Source organism: Conexibacter sp. SYSU D00693, assembly GCF_017084525.1.
GTDB lineage: Bacteria > Actinomycetota > Thermoleophilia > Solirubrobacterales > Solirubrobacteraceae > Baekduia.
This window is the reverse complement of sequence record NZ_CP070950.1, coordinates 1,628,619-1,639,882: the sequence shown is the minus strand read 5'-3', so window position 1 is coordinate 1,639,882 and position 11,264 is coordinate 1,628,619. Positions and strand designations below refer to the sequence as shown.

Sequence of the window (11,264 nt, the reverse complement as noted above, 5' to 3'; positions counted from 1 at the left end):
TGCAACGGGGGCCTTTCGCGACGCGTGCGCGGCGCGTGTGCGACGAAGGGGACTGTCCCCTTCTTCGCATCAGCCGGCGAGGCGGAAGGTCATGACGACCTCGGTGCCGCCGGAGGGCGGGGTGCGGATGTCGGTCTCGTCGGCGACCTGGGCGATGAGGCCGAGGCCGAGTCCGAGGCCGGGGGAGTCGATGCGGGGGCGCAGGCCGCCGCCCTCGTCGCGCACGGTGACGACGAGGCGGCGCTCGTCGCAGGTCGCCTCGACGGAGACCGCGCCGCGACGGCCCTCGCGGTAGGCGTGGACCACGGCGTTGGTGACGGCCTCGGTGGTGGCGAGGGCGACGGCGCGGGTGACCTCCTCCGGCACGCCGCACTGGTCGGCGAACTCCAGGGCGGCGTGGCGCGCACGCGACAGGGCATCGCGCGCCGCGGGCCACGTCCACGTGCGGCGCTCGGGCGCCGCCACCATCATGCGGCGGACACCTCGCGCGCACCGGCGACGGGGCGCACCGGCCGGAGCTCCTCGCGCGTCGTCCCCGGGCCGTCGTGCACGGCTCGACAGTACCGCCGCACCCCGTCCCGACGCCCCCTGGCCGCGCCGCGGCGGTCAGCCCTCGGCGACCCAGCGCTCGAGCGCCTCGACGGCGGCCAGCCCGTCGGCGTCCAGCGGCGCGCCCGCGACGACGAGCTCCCACGCCGGCCGGTGCTCGCCCGGCAGCACCGCGCCGATGAGCTCCGCGTGCGAGAACCGCGCCCACGGCAGGACCGTCAGGAGCCAGAGCTGCGCCCGGCGGACCTCCGGCGGCTCGGTCGCCCACGTGTCCGCCAGCCCCGCCACGTGCTCGTCGACGGCCGCCCGCACCCCCGCCGCGATCGCGGCCGCCGCCTCGTCGTCGGCCGCCGCCACCTCGCGCAGCGCCGCGAGCTCGCGCAGGAGCCGCAGCGCCTCGACGCGGTCGGGGTGGGCCTTCCACCGCGCGATCCGCGCGAGGACCGGGATGCAGGGGACCGCCGCCTCGTGGACGACGCCCTCGTGGTGCACGTTGGCCCACAGCTCCCACCACGCGGCGTCGCGCGCCTCCTCGTCGCCCACGACGATCGCCCACAGCTGCTCGGGCACGTCGTCGGCGGGACCGTAGGCGTGCTGCAGCCCGCCCCAGTCGACGTCCAGGGCCTCGCCGAAGACCGCGTCCGCCGCAGCCTCGTCGAGCCCGTCTCGCGGCACGACCCCCGCGCCCGCGCGCACACGACCCGCGGCCGCGCGCAGCGCGGCGCCGAAGCCCCGTCCCCTCCGGGTGCCCAAGCGCACGGTGCGAGCGTACGGCGGGCACCCGACGGACCGCGCGGTCCGCCGGCCGTAGGCTCGCCGGCGTGCCCGTGCTGCGCACCCCGCGCCTCGACCTGCGGCCGTTCACGCCCGCCGACGTCCCCGCGATGGCGAAGGTGTACGGCGACCCGGAGGTCATGCGCCACGTCGCGACCGGCGAGCCGTGGAGCGCCGCCCGCACGCACGCGATCCTCGAGGCCTACGCCCGCCGCCACCGTCGCGACGGCATCTCCGTCCTGGCGGTCGTCGAGCGCGCGACCGGCGACCTCCTCGGCGACGCCGGCCTCGAGCCCTCGCCCGCCACCGACGGCGCGCTCGAGGTGGGCTGGACCCTGCGGCGCGACGCCTGGGGGAGGGGCGTGGCCACGGAGGCGGGCGCCGCCTGCGTCCGCCACGCCCTCACCGTCCCCGGCGCGCAGGCCGTCGAGGCGCTCGTCGTCCCGACGAACACCGCCTCGGTCCGCGTCGCCCTGAAGCTGGGACTGCGCCCCGCGGGCCACCGCCACGCACACGGCCGCGAGCACCGTGTCCTGCGCCTCACGCGGGGGCAGGAGAGGCCCATGGACGTCGTCGTCGCCGGAGCCCACGGCCAGATCGCCAAGCTGCTGCACCCGCGTCTCGTCGCCCGCGGCGACCGCGTGCGGGGCCTCATCCGCAACCCCGACCAGGCCGCGGCGCTCGAGGCGCTCGGCGTCGAGCCCGTCGTCTGCGACCTCGAGCACGCCGACGTTGACGAGCTGCGCGCCGCCGTCCGCGGGGCCGACGCCTTCGTCTTCGCCGCCGGCGCCGGACCCGGCTCGGGCGCCGAGCGCAAGGCGACGATGGACCGCGACGGCGCCGTGCGCACGATCCGCGCGTGCGAGGACGAGGGCGTGGCGCGCTACGTCATCGTCAGCTCGATCGGCGCCGACGACCCGCCTCAGGGCGACGAGGTCTTCGCCGTCTACCTGCGCGCGAAGGCCGAGGCCGACGAGGCGCTCAAGGCCTCGAAGCTCGACTGGACCGTGGTGCGGCCCGGCCCGCTGACCGACGACGAGCCGACCGGCAAGGTCCGTGCCGCCCGCCACGTCGGGCGCGAGAGCGTCCCGCGCGCCGACGTCGCCGACGTCCTCGCGGCCGTGCTGGCCGAGCCGGAGACCGCCGGCGAGGTCTTCGAGCTGGGCTCCGGCGACACGCCGATCGACGAGGCCGTCGCCACGCTCGCGCGCGCCGGCTCCTGAGGCACGACGCCGTGCCCCGAGCTGCGCCGGCGACCCGCGTGCGGGCCGGCCGCTGCGCCCGTGGGCGCCCCCAATGCCGCCGGCCCGTCGTCCCACGACGAGGCCGCGCGACGCAGCTCGAGGACGACGCCCCCCTGGGCCGGGTCCCCGCGGGCACAGGATGTGCGACTGCTGACGGACGTTCAACGGGGGATTCCCTCACGTGGTCCCTCGACGTTTCTCCTACAGTGCCCTCGTGCTCGGGGCAGCGGGTCCGCTCGTCGGCCGGGAGGCCGAGCTCACCACCGCCCTCGCGGTGCTCGGGCCCGACGGCCCGCCGGTGCTGCAGGTCGCCGGCCCGCCCGGCATCGGCAAGAGCCGGCTGCTGCGCGAGCTCGCCGACCACGCCCGAGGGGGCGGCCACCTCGTCCTGCACGGGCGCGCGGCGGAGTTCGAGGCCGAGGTCCCGTTCGGCCTCCTGCGCACCGCCTGCGAGGACTGGCTCGACGACCTGGGGCCGGACGAGCGCCGGGCACTGGCCGACCGCGACGCGGTCGAGCTCGCCCAGGTGCTGCCCGCCTTCGAGGCGCCCGGCGACGGCCGCCTGCCCGCCACCGGGGAGGAGCGCCATCGCGCGTTCCGCGCCGTCCGCCGCCTGCTCGAGCGGGCTGGGGCCCAGCGGCCGGTGCTGCTCGTCCTCGACGACGTCCACTGGGCCGACCCCGCGTCGCAGGAGCTCCTCGCGCACCTCCTCCTGCGCGTGCCGCGCGGCGCCGTGCGCCTGGCGCTCGGCCTGCGCCCCGCGCAGCTCCCAGCGCTGCTCGAGCGCTCGCTCGCCGGCGCGGTGCGCGAGCACGACGCCGTGCGCCTCGACCTCCGGCCGCTCGACGCCGCCGCCAGCCGCCGGCTCGTGCAGGACGCCGTCCCGCCCGACGTCGCCGACGCCCTGCACCGCGAGAGCGGCGGGACGCCCTTCTTCCTCCTCGCGCTCGCGCGCGCCTATGCGGAGGAGGGACGCCGCCCCATGGACGCCGACGCCGACGAGCCCGGCAGCGTCCCCGCCGCCGTGCGCACCGCGCTGACCGGCGAGCTCGCCGCCCTCGCTCCGCGGGCGCTCGAGCTCCTGCGCGGGGCGGCGGTCGCCGGCGACCCCTTCGAGCCGCGTGTCGCCGCCCGCGCCGCGGACGTCGCCGACGCCGACGTGCCCGACCTGCTCGACGCCCTGACGGCCTCGGGCCTCGTGCAGCCGGGACCGGCCGGCCGCGTCGCCTTCCGCCACCCGATCGTCCGTGCCACCGTCCTGGACGGCGCCGGCGGCGGCTGGCTGGCGCAGGCCCACGGACGCGTCGCCGCCCACCTCGCCGCCACGGGCGCGGACGTCGCCGCCCGCGCGCCGCACGTCGAGCGCTCGGCCGTCCCCGGCGACCCGGGCGCCGTCGCCGTCCTGCACCAGGCGGGCGACGCGGCGATGGCGCGTGCGCCCGCGCTCGCGGCGCGGTGGTACGCCGCGGCCGCCGGCGTGCTGCCGGACACGCCCGACGCCGCACCGACCCGCGTCGAGCTGCGCCTGGCCGAGGCGACCGCCGCCACCGCGGCGGGCCACCTCGAGCGCGGGCACCGGGCGCTCGGCGCGGTGCTCGAGCTCCTCGGTCCCGACGCTCCCGACCGCACGCCCGTCGTCGCCGCCTGCGCCGGGCTCGAGCACCTGCTCGGCCGCCACCGCGACGCCCACGCACGGCTCACCGCCGCGCACGCCGCGGTGCCCGACCCCGACGGCGCCGGCGCCGCCCTGCTCGAGGTCGAGCTCGCCGCCGCCGCGGGCTACGAGACCCGCCCGCAGGAGATGCTCGACCGGGCCCGCGCCGCCTTCGCCCGTGCCGAGCGCCTCGAGCTGCGCCCGCTCGCCGCGGTCGCCGCCGGGCAGGTCGCGCTGGCCCACTACTTCCTCGGCCTGCCCGCCGAGCGCCAGCTGGAAGCCGCGGCGCAGCGCTTCGCCGGCCTCTCCGACCTCGATCTCGCGACGCGGCTGGACCTCGGGCTCTGGCTCGGATGGACCGAGGCGGTGCTGGAGCACCACGAGCGCTCCCTGCGCACCTGCGAGCGGGTCCTGCGCGTGGCGCGCGAGACCCGACAGGGCGCGCCGGTCCTCGTCACCCGGACCGCCGCGACGTGGTCGCTGCTGCGCCTGGGCCGCCTCGACGAGGCCGACGCCCAGCTCGCGAGCGCCGTCCAGACCGGTCGCCTCGCGCCCAACCTCTACTTCAGCGTCTCGCTCGGCCAGCTCGCGCTCCTGCGCCTCGCCCAGGGCCGGCTGCCCGAGGCGCTGCGGGCGGGGGAGGAGTCGCGTGAGACCGCCGCCGGCGCGGACCCCGGCCTCATCCCGGGGATGAGCGGCCTCTACGCGGCGGTGGCGCTGCTCGAAGCCGGGCGCCCGGCGGCCGCCCACGCGGCGGTGCTCGACATGAGCGGCGGCGACCGCGAGCTGCGGACGTCGCGCTCGGGCCACGTGCACGCCTACGAGGTGCTCACCCGCGCCGCGCTGGACCTCGGCGCCCACGACGCCGCCGGCGAGTGGGCCCAGCGCGCCGCTGCCGCCTCCCACGGCGGCCACCTGCCCGCCGAGGACGCGCACGCCCAGCGCGCGCAGGCCGAGCTCGAGCTCGCCCAGGGCGACGCCGCCACCGCCGCCGACCGCGCCCTCGCCGCCGCGCTGCGCGGCGAGCAGGCGTCGCTGCCGATCGACGCGGGCCGTTGCGAGGTCCTCGCCGGCCGGGCGCTCGCCGCCGCCGGCCGGCGCGAGGACGCGGTCGCCGTGCTGGACCGCGCGGCCGACCGGCTCGTGGCCGTCGGCGCCCACGGATGGGCGGCCGGCGCCGAGCGCGAGCTGCGCCGCCTCGGTCGGCGCCGCGCGGCGCGCTTCCAGGCCGCCACGGGCCTCGACGCCCTCACCGAGCGCGAGCGCCAGGTCGCCGAGCTCGTCCACGCCGGGCACTCCAACCGCCAGATCGCCGAGCGGATCTTCGTGAGCGAGAAGACCGTCGAGCGGACGCTGACCGGCGTCTTCACGAAGCTCGGGGTCGCCAACCGCACGGCGCTGGCGACGCTCGTCGAGGCCGAGCACCGCCCGTCGCCCCTGGGCCGCTAGCGCTCGCCCCGGCGCCCGGTGCAACGACGGCCCCGAACGGGTCGAACCGGCAGGCGGCCGGGTACAATGTCCGTCCAGGACGAACGCCTGTCACCCACTCGCCGCCGGCGGGAGGCATCCGCGGGCGTCACCACGAGAGGAGGTGAACGCATGGCCGTCGAGGACAAGATCGCACTCGAGGGAGAGGTCGTTGAGGCCCTTCCCAACCTGATGTTCCGCATCCAGCTCGACGTCGGTCACGAGGTGCTCGCGCACCTGGCCGGCAAGATGCGACGCAACCGCATCCGCGTGCTCCCCGGCGACCGCGTCCGGGTGGAGGTCTCGCCGTACGACCTCAACCGGGGCCGGATCGTCTTCCGCATGAAGTAGCCGCGCGGACGCGCATGTGTGGCTGCGGCCGCACATGCGCAACCGACGGACCCTGGCCGTGTCGACAACGCACGTGCCGCCGTCTCGCACCGCCGTCGTGCTCCTCACCCTGCTGACCCTCGCCGTCCCGGCGAGCGCGTCGGCATCAAGCTCCCAGCGGACGCTCTTCGAAGCGCCGCGCGAGCTGCTGTCCGGCGACGCCGCGCTGCGCGCGCAGACGCTCGACGAGATCCGCGGCTTCGGCGTGCGCTGGCTGCGCGTCGTCCTGTACTGGAAGGGCGTCGCGCCCGGCGGCGACCGCCCCGGCGTGCCGCGGGTGGACGAGCGCGACCCGGCGAGCTACGACTGGTCGCGCTACGACGCGCTGGTCCAGGACGCGCGAGCCCGCGGGATGCGCCTCCTGCTCACCGTCTCGGGCCCGGTGCCGCGCTGGGCCACGCGCGACCGCGCCGACGACCGCACCCACCCCAGCGCGGTGCGCTTCGGGCGCTTCATGGAAGCGGCGGGCCGACACTTCGGCGAGGTGGTCGACCACTGGTCGATCTGGAACGAGCCCAACCACCCCGCGTTCCTGCGCCCGCAGTGGACGCGCACCCGCAGCGGCGCCCGCGAGGCGACCTCGGCACGGATCTACCGCCAGCTCTTCCGCGAGGGCGAGGCCGGCCTGCAGCGCGCGGGGCAGGACCGCGACACCGTGCTCTTCGGCGAGCTCGCGCCGCGGGGGACGGGCAGCGTCGTGCACCCGATCACGTTCTTCCTGCGCGCGCTGTGCCTCGACGCGCGGTGGCGTCAGGCCCGCGGCTGCGGCGAGCTCGACGCCGACGGCGTCGCCCACCACGCCTACACCACGCGTCAGGGCCCGTTCTACGTCCCGCCCAGCCCGAACGACGTCACGATCGGCGTGCTGTCGCGGTTGACCCGGGCGATGGACCGCGCCGGCCGGGCGGACGCCCTCCCGCGCGGGCTGCGCCTGTGGCTGACCGAGTTCGGCATCCAGTCCAAGCCCGACCCGTTCCTCGGCGTCAGCGAGACCGCCCAGGCCGAGCATCGCGCGATCTCCGAGCGCATCGCCATGGGCAACCCGCGGGTCGCCGCGTTCTCGCAGTACCTCATGCGCGACGACGAGCCCAAGGCGGGCGTCCCGGCCACCCAGCGCTACAGCGGCTTCGAGTCCGGCCTGCGCGCCGCCGCCGGCAAGCCCAAGCGGGCCTACGAGGGGTTCCGCCTGCCGCTGGTCGCCGACCGGGAGCGCTCGACGACGACGCTCTGGGGCATCGTCCGGCCGGCCGGCGGCCCGACCACCGTGACGGTCGAGCGCCAGGAGCGCGGCTCGTCGGTCTGGCGGCGGCTCGCGACCGACCGCACCGACGCCCGCGGGCGGTGGTCCACGACGACCGCCAAGCGCGAGGGACGCCGCTACCGCGTGCGCTGGACCGCGCCGGACGGCACCGTCCTCACCGGTCCTCTGACCCGCTCGTACGCCGGCCGATGAGCCGCCTGCGCTGGACGGTGGCGGCCGCGCTGGCCGCCGGGGCGACGGCGACCGCAGCCGCGCCGGCGAGCGCGAGCGCCGCCGACGGGCTGCGCCTCGGCGACCGCCTGCTCGAGCGCGGCGACCGCGGCGCCGACGTCCGCGAGCTGCAGCGCACCCTGCGCCGGCTGCGCCTGCGCACGGGCGTCGACGGGGTCTTCGGCCGCCAGACCCACCGGCTCGTGCACCGCTACGAGCGGCGCTTCGGCCTCACGGTCGACGGCGACATCTCCTTCGGCGAGGCGCGGGGCATGCGCCGCCGCGCCCGGCTGCCGTTCGGCGGCGACCCCGCCGCCTACCAGCAGGACCGCACCCAGACCGACGGCCGGCCGGTCGCCGCGCCGGCGGGCGGCGGCGGGCCGCGCTTCCCGGTCCAGGGGCCCTACCACGTGGGGGACGGGTTCGCGACCCGCGGCGGCGCGCACGAGGGCGTCGACCTGCTGGCCGACTGCGGGCTGCCCGTCGTCTCGCCCGTCACCGGGACGGTCATGAACGTCAAGCAGCAGGCGCGCGCGGGCCACTACGTCGTCGTGCGCGACGCCGCCTCGGGCGAGGAGGTCGTCCTCATGCACCTGGCGGCGCCGAGCGAGGTCCCGCAGGGCCAGCCCGTGGCCGCCGGGCAGCGGATCGGCACGGTCGGGCGCACGGGCAACGCGACGGCCTGCCACGTGCACCTCGAGCTGTGGACGGCGCCGGGCTGGTACCGCGGCGGCGCGCCGCGCGATCCGGCGCCGGCCCTCACGGCCTGGGCAGCCGCGCCCGCCTAGCGGCGAGCAGCAGCAGCGTCCCGCCGACCACGAACGACGGCTCCCAGAGCAGGACGTACCACCCGAGCACCCCGTCCTCGAGCGCCGCCGGGACGTCGACGGCCCCGGCCACCATCAGCAGCTTCTCGACCCACAGCACCGCGCCGTAGAGCAGGGTCACCACGCCCCCGACGCGCAGCGCCAGGACCGCCCGGCGCCGCCACGGCGCCAGCCGCCCCGGCCGCGCCACGGCCACCGCCAGCGCCGCGGCGCCGAGCTTGAGCGCCGCGGCCGCCCACACCAGGGCCAGGAAGCCGGTCTCGCGCGCGGCCGCGTCGCGCTGCAGGTCGCGCGAGAGGCCCTCCAGGGCGCCGTCCCACCCGAGCGCCCACGCGGCGCTCAGCGCGCCGAACGCGCCCCAGCAGGCCGCGGCGAGCCAGGCGGCGGGGCCGCCGCCCGGCGCGTGCCAGACCGGGCGCTCAGGGCTCACCGGCGCCAGGGTCGGTCGCCCCGACCCAGTCCTCGGTCAGCCGCAGCCAGAAGGCGAGCCCCGCGTGCTCGCCGTAGCGGCGGAAGCGCTTGACGATCGCCGGGTCCTTGGCCTTGCGGCCGTTGAGCCGCGCCCACGTCGGCCGCGTCCACGAGTCGAGCACGAGCCGCGAGTGGCGCCCGAGCAGGAGCATCACGTGCGCCGCCGCGTACGGGCCGATCCCGCGCAGGGCCAGGAGCTGCTCCTCGAGCGCGTCGTCGGAGAGCTCGGAGCGCGGGACGGTCGCCAGCGCCTCGAGGTCCAGCGCCCCCGAGGCCACCTGCTCGGCGAGCTCGCGCAGCGCCCGCCCGCGGTAGCCCGCGCGCACGACGTCGGCGTAGAAGGCCTCGTCGGCCGCGGCCATCGCCGCCGGCGTCGGGAACGCGTGCCACGACGTGCCGTCCGGCTCGCCCACGGCCGGCTCGCCGAGCTCGCGCACGAGCGCGCCGACCATCCGCTCGGTCGCCGACCACGCGCAGTTCGTCGTGCAGATCGTCTTGACGACCTCCTCGAAGACCGTGCCCGCGCGCATGAGCCGCCCCGCGCCGGTCGCCACCCACGCGAGGTGCTCGTCCTCGGCGACGAGCGCGTAGAAGCCCGAGAGGTCGGCGTCCAGGCGCAGGAGGTGGGCGACCACGCCGAGCCCTGCGTCGGGGTCGGCGGGGACGGCGGTGGACGACACGGTCGCGCGGGTGCCGCGCGCCTCCCGGACGCGCAGGCGCAGCGGCGCGGCGTCGCCCGGGACCCGGATCGCCACGTCGAAGCCGCGGGAGTCCTCGTGACGGACGAAGGGCGGCAGCGACGTCAGGCCGTGGGAGCGCACGCAGCGCCGCAGGTCGACCGGCTCGCCGCCCGCGCCGCGCAGCGGCAGCGTGGCCTTCCAGGCCGGGAGGGGGCGAGACGGCGCCGGGTCCACGGAGGCGACGCTAGCGGCGCGGGCGGCGCGCTACCGGCACAGCGCCGAGGACCGGACCCAGCCGCGGGTGCCCGCGTCGGTCGTGATGCGCGTCCAGCGCCGCGTGCGGTCGCGCCGCTGGACCGTCACGGGCTGGGAGCGGAAGACCGTGCCGATGACGAAGCGCCCGGGCGTCTCGTAGAGGTAGGCCCGGCTCGAGCACACCTTGCGCACCTTCTTGGACGCCGCGAGCGCCGGGACGGCGAGCAGCGAGCCTGCCGCGTCGGGGCGCTTGCACAGCGTCCCGACGACGACGCCGGTGGCGCGCGCCAGCCGCCGGGGCTCGAAGACCACGCGGGCGATGCGCGAGGCGCCGACGATCGTGCTCGGCGCGTAGCCGAAGCCCACGCGCGCGCCGCGCGACGGCGTCATGCCCGCCACGCGGGTGCCCGCCGGGCAGGTGAACGAGAGCGACGGGTGCCTCGTCGTCCCGGCCGCCAGCACGACCTTCTTGGTCAGCACCGCCGTGCCGGCCGGGACGCGCTCCCCGCGCTGCAGCGGCCCGGCGAGGACGTCGGAGCGGATCGCCATCGGCGCGCGGTCGCCCGCGAAGGACGACGAGGAGGCCAGCTCGAACGCGCCCGCGCCCGCGGCGACGGTCACGGCCGCGGTGGCGGCGACCTTCATCGTCGCGGCGCCCGCGCCGAGGCCGAGCACCGACCAGCCCGTCGCCGTGGCTGCGACGCCGACGAGCGCCGAGCCCGGGTCGAGGACCCGCATGGCGGAGCGCAGCGTCTGGAGCTCGCCGCGGAACAGGCGGCAGTCCCGGCAGCGCGCGACGTGGCGCAGCGCGTGCGGGCTGGCGCGGCGGCGGCGCTCGTGGGCGGAGACGAGGTCGTCGCGGATCGTCTGGCAGCTCTCGTCGCGCGCCCGGGCGCTGCGGGCGAGGTTCTCGCGCGCGCGGTTGGCGAGGTTCTTCGAGGCGCGGACGGTGATGCCCAGCTGCTCGGCCACCTCCTCGTGCGAGAGCCCCTCGACCTCGCGGAAGAGCAGCACCTCGCGCTGGCGGTCGGGCAGCGAGGCGAGGTCCGTGACGACGTCGCGCAGCTCCTCGCGCCGCGTCGTGGCCTCGTAGGGGTCGCTGTGCTCGAGGGCGACCGGGTCCAGGACGTCGTCCATCGGGACCGTCGCACCGGTGGCGGGCCGGCGCAGCTCGTCGAGGCAGCGGTTGCGCGTCAGGCGGTACAGCCAGGCGCGCAGCTGCATCGGCCGGTCGTCGGCCTTCAGCGCCGCATGCGCGCGCACGAAGACGTCCTGCACGACGTCCTCCGGACCCGAGGCGCCGCGGCCGTCGAGGATCCGCTTGGCGTAGCGCTCGAGCGCCGCCCGGTGGCGGTCGTGGATCTCGCCGAACGCCGCCTCGTCGCCCTTGCGCAGGCGCGCCACGAGCTCCTCGTCGCTCTGCGAGCGCGAGAAGCGGGCGGGCACGGGCAGTCCGGGGGCGAGAGCGGCCATCGGCGGCGG

At 77.9% G+C, this 11,264-nt stretch carries 10 protein-coding genes; 5 read left to right on the top strand and 5 right to left on the bottom strand.

Annotated features, from left to right (window positions below; genetic code table 11):
• Nucleotides 1-69: 69 nt before the first annotated feature.
• The gene (locus JUB12_RS08235; RefSeq protein ID WP_205699134.1) at nt 70-471 is read right to left on the bottom strand and encodes an ATP-binding protein; all 402 of its coding nucleotides are present in this window, start codon (nt 469-471) and stop codon (nt 70-72) included.
• A gap of 135 nt (nt 472-606) precedes the next feature.
• Complete coding sequence (locus JUB12_RS08230) at nt 607-1,308, bottom strand: hypothetical protein (RefSeq protein WP_205699133.1); 702 nt, start codon at nt 1,306-1,308, stop codon at nt 607-609.
• Nucleotides 1,309-1,370: 62 nt separating this feature from the next.
• Here JUB12_RS08230 and JUB12_RS08225 point away from each other — a divergent pair, with 62 nt between their 5' ends.
• The 5 genes from JUB12_RS08225 (at nt 1,371) to JUB12_RS08205 (ending at nt 8,337) form a co-directional block, all read left to right on the top strand.
• Entirely contained in the window at nt 1,371-2,546 is a 1,176-nt protein-coding gene (locus JUB12_RS08225; protein ID WP_205699132.1) for a GNAT family N-acetyltransferase, read from the top strand.
• A gap of 235 nt (nt 2,547-2,781) precedes the next feature.
• Nucleotides 2,782-5,670, top strand: a complete 2,889-nt coding sequence (locus JUB12_RS22250; protein ID WP_205699131.1) for a LuxR family transcriptional regulator — start codon at nt 2,782-2,784, stop codon at nt 5,668-5,670.
• Nucleotides 5,671-5,820: 150 nt separating this feature from the next.
• Nucleotides 5,821-6,039, top strand: a complete 219-nt coding sequence (gene infA / locus JUB12_RS08215; protein ID WP_205699130.1) for a translation initiation factor IF-1 — start codon at nt 5,821-5,823, stop codon at nt 6,037-6,039.
• A gap of 97 nt (nt 6,040-6,136) precedes the next feature.
• Complete coding sequence (locus JUB12_RS08210) at nt 6,137-7,531, top strand: hypothetical protein (protein WP_205699129.1); 1,395 nt, start codon at nt 6,137-6,139, stop codon at nt 7,529-7,531.
• Nucleotides 7,528-8,337 (top strand): peptidoglycan DD-metalloendopeptidase family protein, encoded by an 810-nt coding sequence (locus JUB12_RS08205; protein WP_205699128.1) that lies wholly within the window; start codon nt 7,528-7,530, stop codon nt 8,335-8,337. Before JUB12_RS08210 ends, JUB12_RS08205 begins: the two co-directional genes overlap by 4 nt.
• On the opposite strand, the gene JUB12_RS08200 is transcribed toward JUB12_RS08205, so the two are convergent.
• From JUB12_RS08200 to JUB12_RS08190, 3 genes are read right to left on the bottom strand one after another with little or no spacing between them, the layout of a single operon-like run.
• Nucleotides 8,309-8,806: a DUF3995 domain-containing protein gene (locus tag JUB12_RS08200; RefSeq protein WP_205699127.1), complete on the bottom strand. Its 498-nt coding sequence runs from the start codon at nt 8,804-8,806 to the stop codon at nt 8,309-8,311. The genes JUB12_RS08205 and JUB12_RS08200 overlap by 29 nt on opposite strands.
• Nucleotides 8,796-9,761, bottom strand: a complete 966-nt coding sequence (locus tag JUB12_RS08195; protein ID WP_205699126.1) for a DNA-3-methyladenine glycosylase — start codon at nt 9,759-9,761, stop codon at nt 8,796-8,798. The genes JUB12_RS08200 and JUB12_RS08195 overlap by 11 nt, the downstream gene beginning before the upstream one ends.
• A 30-nt stretch (nt 9,762-9,791) precedes the next feature.
• Nucleotides 9,792-11,255, bottom strand: a complete 1,464-nt coding sequence (locus tag JUB12_RS08190) for an RNA polymerase sigma factor (RefSeq protein WP_205699125.1) — start codon at nt 11,253-11,255, stop codon at nt 9,792-9,794.
• Nucleotides 11,256-11,264 lie beyond the last annotated feature (9 nt).

Excerpts from the sequence above, each read along its gene's own strand:
- JUB12_RS08235 (WP_205699134.1), bottom strand. The coding sequence starts at position 471 with ATGATGGTGGCGGCGCCCGAGCGCCGCACGTGGACGTGGCCCGCGGCG.
- JUB12_RS08205 (WP_205699128.1), top strand. The coding sequence starts at position 7,528 with ATGAGCCGCCTGCGCTGGACGGTGGCGGCCGCGCTGGCCGCCGGGGCG.
- JUB12_RS08190 (WP_205699125.1), bottom strand. The coding sequence starts at position 11,255 with ATGGCCGCTCTCGCCCCCGGACTGCCCGTGCCCGCCCGCTTCTCGCGC.
- infA (WP_205699130.1), top strand. The coding sequence starts at position 5,821 with ATGGCCGTCGAGGACAAGATCGCACTCGAGGGAGAGGTCGTTGAGGCC.